The organism is Elusimicrobiota bacterium, from assembly GCA_016722575.1.
Classification (GTDB): Bacteria; Elusimicrobiota; Elusimicrobia; order FEN-1173; family FEN-1173; genus JADKIY01.
Map to the genome: position 1 here is coordinate 505,676 of JADKIY010000002.1, position 16,205 is coordinate 521,880.

General features: G+C 63.9%; 14 protein-coding genes. 1 reads left to right on the plus strand and 13 read right to left on the minus strand.

Going from position 1 to position 16,205, the window contains the following annotated elements; translation table 11 throughout:
- Window positions 1–64: 64 nt before the first annotated feature.
- The 10 genes from IPP68_05885 to nadC all read right to left on the minus strand — a co-directional run bounded on the left by IPP68_05885 (window position 65) and on the right by nadC (window position 10,788).
- Window positions 65–1,435 carry an FAD-dependent oxidoreductase gene (locus IPP68_05885; protein MBL0349886.1) on the minus strand — a complete coding sequence of 457 codons (1,371 nt, stop codon included), beginning with the start codon at window positions 1,433–1,435 and terminating at the stop codon, window positions 65–67.
- Between the two features lie 4 nt (window positions 1,436–1,439).
- A complete protein-coding gene (locus tag IPP68_05890) occupies window positions 1,440–3,260 on the minus strand; it encodes a hypothetical protein (GenBank protein ID MBL0349887.1) in 1,821 nt (606 codons plus the stop codon).
- Window positions 3,257–4,102, minus strand: a complete 846-nt coding sequence (locus IPP68_05895; GenBank protein MBL0349888.1) for a hypothetical protein — start codon at window positions 4,100–4,102, stop codon at window positions 3,257–3,259. Before IPP68_05895 ends, IPP68_05890 begins: the two co-directional genes overlap by 4 nt.
- Entirely contained in the window at window positions 4,099–5,073 is a 975-nt protein-coding gene (locus IPP68_05900) for a lamin tail domain-containing protein (protein ID MBL0349889.1), read from the minus strand. The genes IPP68_05895 and IPP68_05900 overlap by 4 nt, the downstream gene beginning before the upstream one ends.
- A gap of 3 nt (window positions 5,074–5,076) precedes the next feature.
- The gene (locus IPP68_05905; protein ID MBL0349890.1) at window positions 5,077–5,625 is read right to left on the minus strand and encodes an NUDIX hydrolase; all 549 of its coding nucleotides are present in this window, start codon (window positions 5,623–5,625) and stop codon (window positions 5,077–5,079) included.
- Complete coding sequence (locus IPP68_05910; protein ID MBL0349891.1) at window positions 5,622–6,443, minus strand: hypothetical protein; 822 nt, start codon at window positions 6,441–6,443, stop codon at window positions 5,622–5,624. The genes IPP68_05905 and IPP68_05910 overlap by 4 nt, the downstream gene beginning before the upstream one ends.
- Before the next feature lie 4 nt (window positions 6,444–6,447).
- Entirely contained in the window at window positions 6,448–7,344 is an 897-nt protein-coding gene (mtnP, locus tag IPP68_05915; GenBank protein MBL0349892.1) for an S-methyl-5'-thioadenosine phosphorylase, read from the minus strand.
- A gap of 65 nt (window positions 7,345–7,409) precedes the next feature.
- Window positions 7,410–8,930 (minus strand): hybrid sensor histidine kinase/response regulator, encoded by a 1,521-nt coding sequence (locus tag IPP68_05920; GenBank protein MBL0349893.1) that lies wholly within the window; start codon window positions 8,928–8,930, stop codon window positions 7,410–7,412.
- Between the two features lie 47 nt (window positions 8,931–8,977).
- Window positions 8,978–9,934, minus strand: a complete 957-nt coding sequence (locus tag IPP68_05925) for a biotin--[acetyl-CoA-carboxylase] ligase (protein MBL0349894.1) — start codon at window positions 9,932–9,934, stop codon at window positions 8,978–8,980.
- Window positions 9,931–10,788, minus strand: coding sequence for a carboxylating nicotinate-nucleotide diphosphorylase (nadC, locus tag IPP68_05930; GenBank protein ID MBL0349895.1), 858 nt, complete (start codon window positions 10,786–10,788; stop codon window positions 9,931–9,933). Before nadC ends, IPP68_05925 begins: the two co-directional genes overlap by 4 nt.
- An 84-nt stretch (window positions 10,789–10,872) precedes the next feature.
- Here nadC and IPP68_05935 point away from each other — a divergent pair, with 84 nt between their 5' ends.
- On the plus strand, window positions 10,873–12,063 hold the full coding sequence (locus tag IPP68_05935; GenBank protein ID MBL0349896.1) for an HD domain-containing protein: 1,191 nt from the start codon (window positions 10,873–10,875) through the stop codon (window positions 12,061–12,063).
- Here the strand turns inward: IPP68_05935 and uvrB are convergent.
- The 3 genes from uvrB to IPP68_05950 all read right to left on the minus strand — a co-directional run bounded on the left by uvrB (window position 12,060) and on the right by IPP68_05950 (window position 16,171).
- Window positions 12,060–14,123 (minus strand): excinuclease ABC subunit UvrB, encoded by a 2,064-nt coding sequence (uvrB, locus tag IPP68_05940; GenBank protein ID MBL0349897.1) that lies wholly within the window; start codon window positions 14,121–14,123, stop codon window positions 12,060–12,062. The two genes, IPP68_05935 and uvrB, sit on opposite strands and share 4 nt — an antisense overlap.
- A 126-nt stretch (window positions 14,124–14,249) precedes the next feature.
- On the minus strand, window positions 14,250–14,747 hold the full coding sequence (locus IPP68_05945; GenBank protein MBL0349898.1) for a prepilin-type N-terminal cleavage/methylation domain-containing protein: 498 nt from the start codon (window positions 14,745–14,747) through the stop codon (window positions 14,250–14,252).
- Entirely contained in the window at window positions 14,741–16,171 is a 1,431-nt protein-coding gene (locus IPP68_05950; protein ID MBL0349899.1) for a hypothetical protein, read from the minus strand. Before IPP68_05950 ends, IPP68_05945 begins: the two co-directional genes overlap by 7 nt.
- Window positions 16,172–16,205: the final 34 nt, after the last annotated feature.

The window sequence follows — 16,205 nt, forward strand, 5'->3', positions numbered from 1 at the left end:
CGTCGGTCGTCTTTTCGTTTCCTAAGGATGGCGGAAAATCGTCGTTCCCGCAAGGGGCGCGCCGTCACCGGTAATGGGACCAGGCGGCTTCGGCCGTGACGGCGTTGGCGGGGGCCAATTTCCGTGCCCAGTGCCGGGCGTACCCGCCGGCCAGGTAGGCCCAGGCGTGGGCTTCCCGCCAACGCGGGTGCCGGCGGAGAAAATTCTTTAGTAGGGCGCCGGGGGGCCGCCGATCGGGGGCGGCGTCCAACGGTTCGCCGGCCAGGGTTTCGTGGGCGGTGCGGGACAGGGCGCTCATGCCCAGGAGGCGGGCCGTGGTGTCGACGGCGGCTTCGGCCATAAGCCGAAAATCCGACATTTTCCCCCCCGCCGCGGTCACCAACCCCGGCACGCCGTCCCGGGCGCCGTGGTCGATGATTTCAAATTCCCGGCTCAAATATTTTTCGGACCCGGCTTGGCCCAGAATGGGCCGGGCCCCCACGCTGACGCCGTCGAAGGAATCGGGAAAATCCGGGAAATACGCGCGCACCGAGGCCAGGAGATAGCGCTTGTCTTCGGCCGAGGCCGAGAGGGCGTCGGGGCCCTCGGGGGTCGGGGTGTCCGTGGGCCCCACCAGGGTCGACCCGTCGGCGCCCGGAATCACGAACACGTAGCGTTCCCGGTCCTCGGCTTCCAACAGGAGCCCCAGGCGCTCCGGCGACAACGCCAAATGGTTGCGGTACACCAAATGAACGCCCTTGCGGAGCCGCAGGGGAACGTCCACTCCCGCGTTTCGGGCCACCCGGTCCACCCAGGGACCGGCGGCGTTGATCACCATCCGGGCCGAAATGTCCTGGGACTCGCCTCCCAAGCGAACGCGCACGCCCCGCACCCGGGCCCCCTCCCGCAAAAAACCCGTCACCACCTGGCCCGTCCGGATCTGGGCGCCGGCCCGGAGGGCGGAATCCAAATTGGCCCGGACGAGCGCGATGGGGTCCACCCACCACTCGTCGAATAGGAGTCCGCCCCGAAGCCCCTGGGGACGCAACCGCGGCACCAGCCGCCGGGTTTCCCGGGCCGTGAGGCGCAAATGGGGCCGGCCCTCCTTCATTTTCTGAAAGCCGTCGTAGCTTTCCAGCAGGGTTTCCACGGTTTCGATGCCGTGGCGGTGGTAATCGTAGACGGGCCAAAGGATGGGCGTGCGGGTCAGAAGCGGCCGGGCGATGCGGACGATGCGGCCCGAGTCCCAGCAGGTGGTGTGGGTGGTCAGGCGGTCGTAGAGGAGGTAGCGGAGCCCACCGTGAATCAGATGGGTGGAGGAGGCCGTCGTGGCGGCGCCGGGACTGTTTTTCTCGATCAAGACGGCGGAGAGGCCCCGGAGCGCCGCGTCCCGGACCACGCCCGCTCCGGTGATCCCGCCCCCCACCACGGCCACGTCGTAAATCATCGGGGGCATTGTATCACTTCTCCCCCCAGCGGCCGGCGACTTCCAGGTGCCAGGCCTGACGTGGAACGGCCGAACTCTCCGTCCGCCCTTCTTCGGCGACCGGGCGATGAGACACTTCCCATTTCAACCAGGCGGACAAGGCGTCGCGCCATTCACGCCTGAAAATGAGGTAAAAACGCGTGCCCGGACTTCCTCGAAGGGACCCCGAATTTCCCGCCAAACGGGGATAAACCACGCCGTCCCAAATTTCCTCGGGGCCCGTGGTTAAATAGGCTTTGGGAGAATCGAACACATAAAATCGCCCCTTGACCGTCGTCCGGGGGCCCGGTCGCCAACGACCGCCAAAGGACCACAACCGCCCCCGGTCCAACCGTCGAAAAGACCGGACCCGCTCCTCCCGCTCGTCCGTGCGAAAATCCCAGGTCCACCGGGGACTCCGCGACCATTCCAGGGATCCCCGCCACCGGCGAGTGACCGTCGGAACGGTCCGATCGATTCCGGAACCGTCGTCCAACCGTTGCTCGTCCCCCTTTTCCGAAACCGCAAGGCGGAACACAACGTCCGGCGTCAACGCCAGAGACTGATCGAAAAGGAGGTAATGGCCCGCCGAGGGCGTCAGCGGGCCCGCGTCGTTCCCGTTGCCCCGGGGTTGCTCGAATTGGGCCACGGTGGCGTTGAAACGGCCGGACCCATAATCCTTTTTCCATTCGAGGCCCAACTGTATTCCTTTTTGATTCCGGGGGAGCGACTCCGGCCCGCCGGACACCGCAAAAGCGGGCCCCTTGCCGTGGGGCGAAAAGAAATCGGCGTCGTAACGAAAGACCGTCGCCCATTCTCTGACCCCGCCGAGGTGGACCGCCGTGACGGCCCCGCCGAAAGGATCGGAGCCGGTCGCGTTTTCGGGGACGTGGCTTCGGGCCAATTCCCCCTGAAAATACCACGCACCGATCGTCGAACCCCCATCCAAGGAAACCATCGCGTAAGTCCGCCCCCGGAAGGCCCGGGCGTCCTGAAAAGAGGCCGCCGACGGTGAAAAAAAACGAGAGAAAACGCCCCGCGCGCCCGTGACGCCGGCGTGCGCGTTACCCCAACGACCCGAGACCCGCGCCCCCGCCAGCCGTTCCGTGACCGATTCGTGGTTGAGAAGGTCCTGGGACGTCTGAACGTCCCCCGACCGTTCGTGAAAATCATCCCAATTAAAGTCCACCGTTCCGTCGGGATTGAGAGGCAGCCCCAGCGCTTTTTGGGAAAGGAACAAATCCACCCGGGCGGGGCCGATCGGGGTGCCCAGGGCCGCCCCGCGAAAATACTCCTCCGGGGACGGCGAGACGTCGGGGCGGGGACGCCGTTCCCGAACTCGGGCCGGGCGCACAAATTCCCCGAACCCATCGTAAAAAACGAGCCCCTGCCCGAAGGACATGGCGTAATCGCCCAGGACAAACGACGGTCCGTCCCCATCGACGCCCCCGGCCACGGCGGCTTTGAGGGTTCCCCATTCGCGAACGTTGTCGGCGGAAAGGGCCGGCCCCACGGCGGCCCGCTTGGCCAGGACCGCGGCCGACGCGGCGCCCCACCGGAGGCGGGTGCGGGCCGACACGTAACGGTTATGGCGAAGGGACGGCGGGGCGTTCCGATAGGCGTCCCCGGGCGGATAAACTTCCCGGGTTCGAATCCGCCAGTCTCCGGAAAAGGCCGGGGTTTCGGGCCCCTCCCCATCGTCGCCGTCCTCCAACCGCCGTTCATCGACGCCGACGGCGTCTTCCTCCGTCCAGACCGTCGCGAGGATCCCCGTGGACAAGCAGGCCGTCAACGCGACGACGCGGACTCTCCTCATGGGAAATCGGAGCGAACGCGCGCCTTCCCCCGCCAGGTGAAGTTGAACTGGTGTTGGTCGGGGAGATTCGGATGCGTGAGAAAAGCGTAATCCAGGGACCAAGGCGAAAAGACGAATCCCCACCCCAGGCCCCATCGGGCGGGGGCGGACCGATACCCCATTCGAAAAACCGCGGTTGAACGGAGAAAGATTTCCTGCCCCAACCGCCATTCCGCCGATCCCCCCGCGTCCCGGCGAATCGCCAAGAACGCGGGGGCCCCTTTCCAGAAATCGGATTCCACGCCCGCCAGGAAAACCGCCGGCGATTTTTCGGGCAAGCCCCGGAGGCGCGATTGGGTGGCGTTTCGAACCACCACCCCCGCGGCCACTCCCGGCAGGGGACGCCCCCACCATCCGACGTCGATTTGCCAAGCGGACGCTCGGCCGTACCGATCAACGGACAATTGTTGGCCTTTGATCGCCGCCCCCACGGCGGAGGTGGAATCAAGCGACCATCCCGCGGCCAAAGCGGCCTCGCGTTCCCGATAGACGTTTGAACCGAAATCGACGCCGTACAATCCCCAAGCGGCACGTCCGGGGAACGGGAACACGGCCGACACCGTGTTGCGTGGCATGTCCGACATTCCCAGGAGGTCCGTGTGGCCGAGGCTCACTCCGGATTGATTCGTCCGGGCCAAACCCGCCGGATTTTCATAGGCCGAATCCGGGCCTCCGGCCGAAGCCACCGCGGCGTCCCCCAGACCCGCGGACCGGGCGGAAAAGGGACGGTCCTCGAAGGCGCCGTGAACCGCGCCCAGGGTCGAGACGGCCCCCAGGGCCCACCACACCGCGTACCGCCTCATCGCGGTCTTCCCACCGCCACGATTCCCCGCCCCCGTTGGATCCCTCCCGCCGAGGGATCCGCCCCCTCGTAGAGGACGACGTAGAGGCCGACCGAGACGATTTCTCCGGCGTTGTCTTTTCCGTCCCACTCGACGGTTCCGGCCGCCGCGCCGGCCAGATCGATCCCGGCCGGTCCGACGTCCCCCGCCACCAGATCGCGCACCACGCGTCCACGCGTGTCAAAAATGCGGATCGATTTCATGACGGCCGGCGATCCGGCGTTGTAATGGAGGCGCGCCGCCCGATGGGCCGCGTCGGGATCAAAAGGGGAGAAGGCGCGCGTCGCCGGATCGATTTGCAGGGGGTTGGAAGAGGGCGGCGGCGGGGGCGCGTTGGATTCTCCGGGCGTCGGGCGCGGAAAAAGGACGAAATCCGCCGGTTGGTCGGCGTCGACGCCGTCCCGCCGGCGACCAACGGAATAATCGTTTCCCAAATCGGACAGGGTCACGGCCGCGCTGGCCGTCCAGATTCCCGCCGCCAGGGCCTGGGATTGATCCGCGATCCCGTTGTAATCCCCGTCCGTCACCCAGGCCGCAAAGTCCACCAAGGCGCCGCTGGAAAGAACCGGGCCGTGGAAGAGGGCCAATTCGTCTTCGGTGACGGCCAGATTGACGGTGGTCGACGTGCCGCTGTAAACCGCGCCGGCCCCGTCGGAAAAATCGACGTCCGGCGGCCCGGCGGCGTCCACGAAAACCACCAGAAACGCGCCGGGCGGGACGGGCGTCGCGTAGGCAAGGTGGATTTCGTTGCCGGCGGCGGCGTCCATGTCGGAGAGAACCCAGCCATCGAGGAGAACGGGGGAGGTATCGGGGTTAAAGAGCTCGACCCAGTCGGGGCCGGCGGATTGGTCGAAGGCGATCTCGTTGATGCGCACCGCGCCCCGGGCCCGCGCCGCCAGGATCAGCAGAACGAGGAGGACGGCGCGGCGCACGTTCTATCGGTCGCGCCAACGGTCGTAGGCCAGGAGGCCGATGACCGTTTTGGAGTCCTTTATCTTTCCCGCGCGAATCCGCCGCAGCACCTCGGACAACTTCAGGCGGATGGGCTCGATGATCTCGTCGTCGTCCGGAGAGAACCGCCCGGGTTTCAGGTCCCGGGCGACGTACAAATGGATGACCTCGTTGGCGAAGGCCGGGGTGGGCCAGTAGGAGAGGATTTTCTTGACCCGTCCGGCGCGAACGCCGGTTTCCTCTTCCAGTTCCCGGTTCACGCAGGCGGCCGGTTTTTCTCCCGGGTCGAGTTTGCCGGCGGGCAGTTCCAGGGTGGTTTCTTGGACGGGGTAGCGGTACTGGCGGACCAGCAGGATTTCGGGGTCCGGCCCCGGCGTGGCCACGGCGATGACCGCCACGGCGCCCGGATGGCCCAGGTATTCCCGCGTCGCGGTGCCGCCCGAGGACAAGCGGACCGTGTCCACCCAAAAATCCACGGCGCGGCCCTTGTGCACCCGGCGGCGGCGAAGGGGTTTTTCGACGAACCGGCTCACAGGTGTTCGCTCACCTGCACGTGTTTGCGCATGGGGAGCGCCAGGGACAGCGTTTCCAAAAATCCCGCCGCCAGGGCCCCCAGGTAATAAATCCACCATTGATTCGGGATGTGGGCCATCAGGAAAATCAATCCCACGAGAAGCATCGTGAGCGAGAACGTGTAAGTGGCCGCGCCCAACAAGTAGAGTTTAATGGGCATGTTGTCGTAGAGCACGCGCTTTTCCACGGGGTAATTCTTGGCGTGCCAGAGGACCAGCGACCCCGCCAGGAAGACCAGGAGCACGGGGTCGATGATCCGGACGGCGAAGAGAATCCGCATGAAAGCCCGTCGGTTCAAATCGGGGTTTTTAAACCAAAGGCCGTCGTGGGCGGTCCAGCGACCGACTTTGAAGAGGGGTTCCGAGCCGCCGATGACGAAAGAGTTCGTGACGACGAACACCCCGGCCAGCAGGACGCCCAGGGCCAGAACCAGGACGATCAGCCGACGGGGGATGTTCTCCGTGCCGAACACCAAACTCGCCATGGCCAGAAACACCGCGGGGCCGAACACCGCGATCATGAGGAACTCCCGCACGTTGTTGACGATGAGCGGCCAGGGATGCGGGAACAAAATCTGGATGGGCCGGGAGGCCAGATAGACCCCCAGGAAGAGAAAGCCCCAATAGGCGCCCCGGTAGGTCAGCTCTCCCGTGATCAACGTCCGAAGCGGCGCGATGTGGTGAACGTATTTGGCCATGGCGAAAAAAATGAGCCCCGCCAGGAGCGGCATGACGACGTTGGAAAAGATGGGCAAGAGCTCGCGGAAGTCGTTGAGCACGGGGTCAGCGTTTCGGCTTCGCGGGGAGGTATTTCCCGATCAGAAGGTCCAACTTCTTCCGGGTCGCCGGTTTCACGACGGCGGGGTTCGTGAACACGGCGTGGCGAAGGGCCGAGGCGCAGGCGCAGGTCCGGGCGGCGGTCAAGCGTGGAAGCGCCCGGCGGATGAGTTTTTTGACGTTGTCCACGTTGGCGTGCAGGGTGGCGATCACCTTTTCGACGGAGACCTCCTCGCCCTCCTTCCACACGTCGTAGTCCGTCACCAGGGACACGGTGGCGTAGCAGATCTCCGCCTCCCGGGCGAGCTTGTATTCGGGCACCAGGGTCATGCCCACCACGGAGAATCCGTGGGAACGATTGACCTGGGATTCGGCTTTGGTGGAAAAACTGGGGCCTTCGATGCAGACGTACGTGCCGCCCCGGTGGGCCGTGACGCCGATGTCCCGGGCGGCTTCAAAAAGGGTTTGGGAAAGGCCGGCGCAAAAGGGCTGGTCCACGGAAACGTGCCCCACCACGCCGTCGCCGAAAAAACTGGTCCGGCGGAATTTGGTGCGGTCGAACACCTGGTCCGGAACGACGAAATGCCGGGGCGCCAGCTCCTCTTTGAGGCTGCCGACGGCGCCGATGCCCAAAATCCGTTCGACGCCCAGGGATTTGAGGGCGTAAACGTTCGCCAAGGCGGGCACCTCCCCGGGCAAATGGCGGTGGCCCCGCCCGTGCCGGGGCAGGAAAGCGCAGCGGACCCCTTCCAAGCGGCCGACGACGATGGCGTCCGAGGGATCGCCGAAGGGGGTTTTGATTTTAACGGTTTGGACGTCGGAAAGGCCGTCGATGTCGTAGACGCCGCTTCCGCCGATGACGGCGACGCGGACGGGCTCGGAAAGGGTTTTTTGGCGGGTCATGGTGGTCGAGGCCCCGGAGCGTGCCGCCCCGATGACGTCCAACGGATTATATCAAAAGCCTGGAGTCAGGGTTCTTTGGGCAGGCCCAAATGGTGGCGGATTTTGTCCAACATTTCGGGCACGCGGAAGGGTTTGAGGAAATAGTCGACCGCGCCCCGACCCACGGCCTCCTGGGCGGCCTCGCGGTAGCCGCTCACGACCATGACGGGGACTTTGCGGGTCTTTTCATTTTTCTGCAGGCGGTCCAGAACCTCCAGACCGTTCATGTCGGGCATCATGATGTCCAAAACGATCAAATCCGGCGGCCGGGTGGCGGCGGATTCCAGAGCGGCCCCGCCGGACCGGCAGGTGAGCAATTTGACGTTGGGCGGGAGGGCCGTGAACCCCACCTCGATCAATTCCAGCATGTTGGGGTTGTCGTCCACCCACAAAACGGTTTTCAAGGCCTTCCCGTTTTCGACGCCTTTGAGTCCCATTTGCGGAAAAGTCATGTTGACCCGGGTGCCCTTGCCCACGCCGGCGGACTCCACCCAAATGCGTCCGCCCAGGGCTTCCACCACGTGCTTGCAATAAGCCAGACCCAGCCCCAACCCCCCGTAGGCCCGGGTGAGGGATTGGTCCGCGTGGAAAAATTTCTGAAAGACGTAGGGCAGCGCTTCGTTGGGAATCCCCTGGCCCGTGTCCAACACGCTCAATTGAACCGATCGGGGCGGCAACGCCTTGGCCGACACCAGAACCAAGCCCTTGGCCGGGGTAAATTTGAGGGCGTTCAGGAGCACGTGCTCCAGCACCTTGTCCAGGGCTTCCCGGTCCCCCTGAAAGAGCAACCGGTCGTCCATGGGCTCCACCCGGAGGGTGACGCCCTTTTGCTGAAAGAGGGGTTGAACGGCGTCGCCCCGGGCCTGGGCGATCTCCGCCAGGGAGAGGGGACGGAAATCGAGTCGCATGCGTTCCTGAACGATGTCCTGGACGTCCAGCAATTGATTGATGAGTTTGGCCAGGTTCTGGGACTGCTCGATGATCTTTTTCAAGCTTTCGCTTTGCCGGGGGACCAGCGGGCCCATGCGCCCGGCCAGAAGGATCTCGCTTAAACCCAAAATGGAGGTGAGGGGCGTGCGCAACTCGTGGGAAATCGTGGCCAGAAAATCGTTTTTCATCTGGTTGATCTGGAGGAGTTCGGCGTTTTCCCGGCGAAGCCGAAAGGTCTCCCGCAAACGACCGACGAACCCCGCCAGTTCCAGCGTGATGAAATCCTCCTTCATCAGGTGGTCAAGAACCCCCAGCTTCATCGCTTCCACCACGGGGCGGGTGTTGTGTTCGCTGGAGAGGGCCACCACCGGAAGCGGGAGGGAGGTTTGAGACAACCGGCTCAGGAGTTCCTTCGGATCCAAGCCCGGCAAGGCCAGGTCGAGGAACACGAGATCGTAGGGTTGGGCGTAGAACCGCTCCACCAGGTCGGCCCCGGAGGTGCAGGTCTCGATGGTCACGATGTGGTCGGCCAGGGCGCGGAAGCGTTCCTGAAAAATCCGGGTGAAACCGGCGTCCCGGTCGGCCAAAAGCAATCGGAGGGTTTGCGTGTTGTCCATGGCGCTCGTCGGACTTAAGTCCGCGGCTCTCTAAGTATATAGGCGCTTCAGCGGGAATTCAACCGGAGAAGGGAAACTTCGCCCGCGGCGACCGCCACGGATCCCCGGGGGGTTTCCACCCGCAGGCGGCCGGCGGCGTCCACCCCGCCGGCGCGACCGGTGGCGGTCCCGGTGGCGGTTTGGTAGCGAACCGACCGGCCCCGGAGCCAGGAACGCGCCTCGTAGGCCCGCCGGAAAGGGGCGAAACCGGCGGCGCCATACCGCCGGTAGGACGCCGAAAACCGATCGATCCAGGACGACAACAGTTCCTGGCGGGTAACCCGGTTGCCCAGCCACTCTTTCAGCGCGGCGGCGGGCACCTCGGTGTTCGTCGGGGGCTCGTTGGAAACGTTGATCCCGACGCCCAGAACCGCCCAATGGACCCGGTCCATCTCGGCGGACATTTCCGTCAGCAACCCGGCCACTTTGCGGCCCTCCACCCAGAGATCGTTGGGCCATTTAAGCCGGGCCGGAACCCCGCGGGACTCCAGAACCCGGGCCCACTCCAGGGCGGCGACTAAAATCAGCGCGGGCACCGCGTCCGGCGCCACGGGAGGGCGCAGGACAATCGAATACCAGAGGCCGCCGGGGGGCGAAATCCAGGTTCGCCCCAACCGGCCCCGCCCCGCGGTTTGCCGGTCGGCGACGATCAACGTTCCCTCCGGAGCGCCCGACAGGGCCCGGGTTTTGGCTTCGTCCTGGGTTGAAGGGAGGGCGTCATACCGCCGCACGTCCCGGACAAAACCCCGTCGAAGCCCGGCGGGGTCCAGGCGATCCGCGGCGCCGACCCAGCAATACCCCCGCCGGCTGGCCCCGTCGATTTGAAACCCCTGGGACCGAAGCTTGGCGACCCGTTTGTGCACCGCCGCCCGGGTCAATCCCAGGGCTTTGGCCAAATCGCTGCCCGACACGAGCGCCCCCGGTCGGCGCGTGAGCAACTCGATCAAATCCGGGGCGGCGGTCATTGAATTTCCACGTCCATATTGAAGTCCAGGGCGGGGGCCGAATGGGTCAAGCAACCGATCGACACCCGATCCACCCCGGTCCGGGCCAGGCGGCCTATTTTTTCGAGGGTCACCCCTCCCGACACTTCCAACCGGGGAACCCGAAGGCCCCGCCGATGGGCCTCCGCCCGGGTCCAACGGACGGCCGCGGGGAGAGCGTCGGTCGAAAAATTGTCCAACAATAAGATGTCCGCGCCGACCGTCAGCCCCAACCCGATTTCCGAACGGTTTCGGCACTCCATTTCGACGAACCGCCCCCGGCGGCGCGCCGCGGCCACCCGCCGGGCCAGGTCCCGGCGATCCCGATCGGTGCGGTAGAAGGCCAAATGATTTTCCTTGATCAGCACGGCCGCCGACAGGTCCCGCCGGTGGTTGACGCCGCCCCCGCACCGCACGGCGTATTTTTCCATGTCCCGAAGGCCGGGGAGGGTTTTGCGCGTGTCGAGGATTTGAAGGGATTTTCGGGCGGCCCCGTCGACAAATCGCCGGGTCAGCGTGGCGACGCCGGACAGGTGGGACAGGACGTTGAGGGCCGTGCGTTCGGCGCTCAAAAGGGCGCGCAGGGGCCCCCGGGCTTCCAGCACCCGGCGTCCCGGCCGGACGCGGGCGCCGTCCTTCGCCAACAGGCGCACGCGCGTTCCCCCCATCAAGCGAAAGGCTTCGGCCGCGGCGTCCACCCCGGCCAGGACCCCGGCGGCCCGGGCCACCAAGGCGGCGCGGCCCCGGGCGTCCCCGGGAATGAACCCGCGGGAGGTGATGTCCCCCCGGGCGCGGTCCTCCCGGAGGGCGGCGGCTATTTCTCGTCGGAAATTCACCGGTCCATTCTACCCCGGGCCCGGTCCGGTGTCAAATCGCCGCGCCCTTTGCGCCGCGCGAAAACTTCTGTTAGACTAAACTCAATGCCTTCGACCCCACCGTCCCCCGCGGGCGCCGCCCCCGACGCCGAGCTCCAGGAACTCCGGGATTGGAAACGCCGTCTCGGACTCCTCCTCGATTTCACCAAAGTCATTTCGTCCAAGCGGGACCTGAGCGCCCTGCTCATCCTCCTCGTTGAAAACGCCGCCAAAATCCTAAAGTCCGAACGGTGCACCGTTTTCCTCCTGGACAAGAAAAAAAATGAGCTGTGGTCCCGGGTGGCTTCCGGCGAACGGGAAATCCGGGTTCCGGCCGGTCGCGGCATTGTGGGCGAGGCCATGGTGGCCCGCCGCGTGATCAATATTCCCGACGCCTACGCCGACCAACGGTTCAACCAGGACGTCGACCGCGCCACCGGCTACCGCACCCGCAATTTGCTCACGGCCCCCATGGTGAACGCGAAAGGCGAGGTGATCGGGGCCTTTCAGGTTCTCAACAAGACCGCCGGGGCCTTCGACAGCGACGACGAAAAAATCCTGCTGTTGGTCACGGAGCAAGCCGCGTCGGCCGTTGAAAACGCCCAGTTGTACGAAATCATCCGGGACGCCACGAAAGACACGATTTTCCGTTTGGCCGCCGCGGCGGAATACAAAGACCTCGACACCAAGAAACACCTGGAGCGCATGAGCCGCTACAGCCGGATGATCGCCGAATCCATGGGTTTGCCCGAGGATTTTTGCGAGAGCCTTTTCTTGGCGAGCCCCATGCACGACATCGGCAAATTGGGGGTTCCGGACGCCATTTTGCGAAAGCCGGGCCGGTTGGACGAAAAGGAATGGCTGGAAATGCGGAAACACCCAGTCTACGGAGCGGAGATATTAAGCCATTCCGAAAACAATTTACTCCAAATGTCGGAACGCGTGGCCCGGTCCCACCACGAGAAATGGGACGGAACCGGCTACCCGGACGGGCTCAAAGGCGAGTCCATCCCCCTCGAAGCCCGCATCGTCGCCCTGGCCGACGTGTTCGACGCGCTGACTTCCAAACGGTGCTACAAGCCGGCGTTCACCCTGAGCGACAGCCTAAAAATCATCGAAGACGGGTCCGGCCAACACTTCGACCCCCGGGTGGTGGCGGCGTTCCAAAAGGTCGTTCCCGAAGCCACCCGCGTCATGGAGGAATATTCGGACAAACCCGAGGACCCGCCCCCCTTCTTCGACGGTCGACGTCCCTAGCCGTCCCCCGCCTTTTTTCCCCGACCTTTTTGAATTTTTCCCGACCGGGTCCCGCGCCCGGTGGCCATCATGTCCTTGATTTCGATCATCTTGTCACGGATCACCGCGGCCAACTCGTAGTCCAGGGCGTCGGCGGCTTCCCGCATTTGCGCTTCGAGCTGTTTGATCAAGTTCGGCAGTTCTTTCCGGGTTAAATAGGAGGCGCCCGCCTCCCGGAACAAGCCGGGCAAAAGCGTTTCCTTGGCCTTCATCTGGAATTCCTCCAAATCGTGAACCGCCGAAACGATGGTTTTGGGGGTGATGCCTTCGGCCGCGTTGTGGGCGGTTTGTTTTTGCCGACGACGGTCCATTTCCCCCATGGCCCGCTCCATGGAGCCGGTGATCTTGTCGGCGTAAAGCACCACCTGGCCGTTCACGTTCCGGGCGGCCCGCCCGCACACTTGAATGAGCGTCGTTTCCGATCGAAGAAACCCTTCCTTGTCGGCGTCCAGCACCGCCACCAGGGACACTTCCGGCAAATCGAGCCCCTCGCGAAGAAGATTGATGCCCACCAGCACGTCGAAGGCCCCCCGGCGCAGGTCCTTCAGGATTTCGATCCGGCGAAGGGATTCGATGTCCGAATGCAGATACCGGACCCGAAGGCCCCTCCCCTCAAGATAATCGGATAAATCCTCCGCCGTCTTTTTCGTCAGCGTCGTGACCAACACCCGTTCCCGCCGTTTCACCCGTTCCTGAATCCGCCCGATCAAATCCTCCACCTGGCCCTGGATGGGACGAAGAAGGACCTCCGGATCGACCAGGCCCGTGGGGCGGATGACCTGCTCCACCACGGCCCCCCCGGTCTTTTTCAACTCGTAGGGGCCGGGGGTGGCGCTGACGTACACCACGCGGGGCACGAGGGCTTCGAACTCGGAAAATTTCAGCGGACGGTTGTCCAAGGCGGAGGGCAGGCGGAAACCGTAATCGACCAGGGTCTGCTTCCGGGAGCGGTCGCCTTCGTACATGCCGCCGATCTGGGGCACCGTCACATGGGATTCGTCAATGACCACCAGATAATCGGATGGAAAATAATCGAAGAGGCAGGCCGGGCGCTCCCCCGGCTTTCGTCCCGAGAGGGGGCGGGAATAGTTTTCGATGCCGTGACAAAAGCCCAACTCTTTCATCATTTCCATGTCGAACCGGGTCCGCTGTTCCAACCGCTGGGCTTCGAGCAACTTGCCCTCGCCCCGCAGGACCCCCAGCCGCTCCGACAATTCCCCCCGAATATCCTCCAGGGCCCGGTCGATGGTCGGGCCCGTGGTGACGAAGTGTTTGGCGGGGTACACGAAGGTGCGCTCCTTCTCCTGGATCGTTTCGCCGGTCAAGGGATTGATTTCCCGAAGGCGTTTGAGCACCCCCCCGTCGAATTCCAGGCGAAGGGCGGTTTCCAAATAAGCGGGAAAAATATCGACCACGTCGCCTTTGACCCGGAATTTCCCCCGGGAGAATTCGATCTCGTTTCGCTCGTATTGAATGTCCACCAATCCCCGGGTCACGTCGTCCCGCTCCCGGGGCGCGCCAACCTCAAGGCCCACGCACAGGTCCTTGTATTCCCGGGGACTGCCCAACCCGTAAATCGCCGACACCGAGGCCACCACGATCACGTCGCGGCGTTCGAGAAGCGACGAGGTCGCTTTCAGCCGCAACCGGTCGATGTGGTCGTTGATGGAAGCGTCTTTCTCGATGTAGGTATCGCTTTGGGGGACGTACGCTTCGGGCTGGTAATAGTCGTAGTAGGAAATGAAATACTCGACGGCGTTTTTGGGGAAGAACGCTTTTAACTCGGCGTAAAGCTGGGCGGCGAGGATTTTGTTCGGGGAGAGGACGAGCGCGGGGCAATTCATGGCGGCGATCACGTTGGCCATGGTGAAGGTCTTGCCGCTGCCCGTGACCCCCAGGAGGACCTGGTGCTTGTCCCCGGCCCGAAGTCCCCGCACCAATTGGTCGATGGCCGCGGGTTGGTCCCCCGCCGGCGAGAATCTTGAAACAACCTGAAAGGCGTTCATTCGGTGGGTCCCCATCGCCCGCCCGGAAGGCCGGGCTTTTCGGCCTCGGACGGGGCGGTGTTTTCAGTCATTGTACCCTTCTCCCACCGGCGTGGCCAGGCTTTCCGAATCCGGCGGGGGAAGGAAGGGCCCGGGGGAAAACTAGCTGTTCTTGAAGACGATGTTGCGGACGAGCGTGGAGGAGGTTTTCTTGTGATTCCGGTCGCTGTCTTTTCCCACCACCAGCGCGATGTGCACCGAACGGGTTTGACCCATTTCGTTGAGCAAAAAAGCGACCGACATCAAATTCCGCGTCAGCGGAATGTCCTCGCCGCCGCGATTCACGATCAACCGGCGTCCGTCCTGACGGTAGGTCGTGGTGGTGCCCGCCAACGTCTGAAAGGCGATTTTCGAAAACACCGGCTGATTGACGTCCCGGGACACTCGAACCGTGGTGGACCGCGCTTGATTCAGATCCTTTTCCATCTGAAAAACGCAGTCCCGAAGGTCCCGCTGGCATTCGATGCGCGCTTGATTGACGGTAAACAACTGATAGATTTTGCTCAAGGCTTGGGGCACCAACACCGCCACAACGCCCATCAAAGCCGAAGCCACCAACACTTCGACCAACGTAAAGGCCGCTTTCCTTTTTCTTACCACGTCGCGGAAACTTCCTTCCAGGATTTTCGAATGGGTGTATTCAATGTTTTAAGGTTGTCCATGAGGGCCGGTTCGTAATAGATCGCGTCCCGGTACGTTCGCCCCGAAACGCCAAAAATGTCGCCACTCTGCGATCCGGCCCCGTCCGACACGGCCCCCCCCACGAACACGCCGGCGTGGTCGTTGGGCAAAAGATCTTCGGTGATCACCAGCCCATGGACGTTGACGTTGTTGATGGTGTAACAGCAATGATTGGGTTGAGCGTAGGCGGTGGCCATGCTGGAAGCGCCGCCGGCGTTCCACACCGCCAGGCCCGCCGCGGAAGCGTATTCCAAATCCGCGCCGGAGGGGATCGACGACACCACCACCCCCCCGCCGGCGCCGGCGGCGTAGACAAAGGCGTAGTAGTTCATTCCGGTCACCACGAGAGCCTCCACATCCAGAAACGTGCCCGTGTCCAAAAAGACGTAGGTTTCGGCGTTGATTTCACGTCCGGCGACAAACACGACCGAGGTGGAGTTTTGGAACACGTAGCCGCCGCCCCCGTCGTTCATGAACCCCAGGATCAGCTGATCGTTGCCGATGACGCCCTTCACGAGAGCGTTGTCCGCCCCCGGAAAATAGCCGCTGCCCGGGGGATTGCTCACCGGCGAGACGCCGTTCGGCACGAAAAAGACGTTGTCCGTCCGGGTGGGAAAAATCTGAATCGTGCCCCCGGGCGTACTGGTCGGTAAACGCGTGTGCGCGGCTTTGTCTTGGTAATACGCATAATCGACGTTCGGCGCCTGATTGTTCGCCAAATTCGGATCGTAGGACGACCACCCCACCCCGCTGTTCGGCAACACGGGGCTGGTATCGACGTTGGTGATATAACCCCCGGACAAAAGCCGCGGGAAATCCGGCAACGGCAGCGCCGCCCCGGAAAAGTAACTGCCGACGATCGGAGACCAATGGATGTCGGCAAAAACCCCGTTGACGCTAACGTAGCCGACCGGGGCCGCGACCTTGAATTCGGGTTTGACGTAGGTCGCTTGCACCGCTTTGACGACATGGGTTCGGTTTTCCTTCGCCCGAATCGTCAACGTGAATCCCGTGGAATGCACCGCGGTGCTGAGAGCCACGTCGACCTTGTAGACGCCGCCTTCGATGTCGGTGTACTCCACGTCCCCCTGATAGCCGGGGGGCGCGGAGCCGGCCACGAGCGCCGCCGACAAGCCCGCGTCCCCGGACAGGCGCCATTCCACCTTCTCCAGAGCGGCTTCCGCTAAATTGGAGGATTGGAGGGCCCGCTGATAGCGGACGGCGTCCTTCGCGTCCTTGCGCAGCCATTGCGTCAACGGTGGGATGAGAAGCATCAACAAAGCCATTCCCACCACCAAGACGACCACCAGCGAACCGCGCGTGTTCTTTTTTCGCCTCAGCATCAAACGATCCTCGCTTTTAGCCGCCTTGGAAAAA

Coding starts and splice junctions, on each gene's coding strand:
- IPP68_05885 (MBL0349886.1), bottom strand. CDS start 1,435: ATGCCCCCGATGATTTACGACGTGGCCGTGGTGGGGGGCGGGATCACC.
- IPP68_05890 (MBL0349887.1), bottom strand. CDS start 3,260: ATGAGGAGAGTCCGCGTCGTCGCGTTGACGGCCTGCTTGTCCACGGGG.
- IPP68_05895 (MBL0349888.1), bottom strand. CDS start 4,102: ATGAGGCGGTACGCGGTGTGGTGGGCCCTGGGGGCCGTCTCGACCCTG.
- mtnP (MBL0349892.1), bottom strand. CDS start 7,344: ATGACCCGCCAAAAAACCCTTTCCGAGCCCGTCCGCGTCGCCGTCATC.
- IPP68_05920 (MBL0349893.1), bottom strand. CDS start 8,930: ATGGACAACACGCAAACCCTCCGATTGCTTTTGGCCGACCGGGACGCC.
- IPP68_05925 (MBL0349894.1), bottom strand. CDS start 9,934: ATGACCGCCGCCCCGGATTTGATCGAGTTGCTCACGCGCCGACCGGGG.
- IPP68_05935 (MBL0349896.1), top strand. CDS start 10,873: ATGCCTTCGACCCCACCGTCCCCCGCGGGCGCCGCCCCCGACGCCGAG.
- uvrB (MBL0349897.1), bottom strand. CDS start 14,123: ATGGGGACCCACCGAATGAACGCCTTTCAGGTTGTTTCAAGATTCTCG.
- IPP68_05950 (MBL0349899.1), bottom strand. CDS start 16,171: ATGCTGAGGCGAAAAAAGAACACGCGCGGTTCGCTGGTGGTCGTCTTG.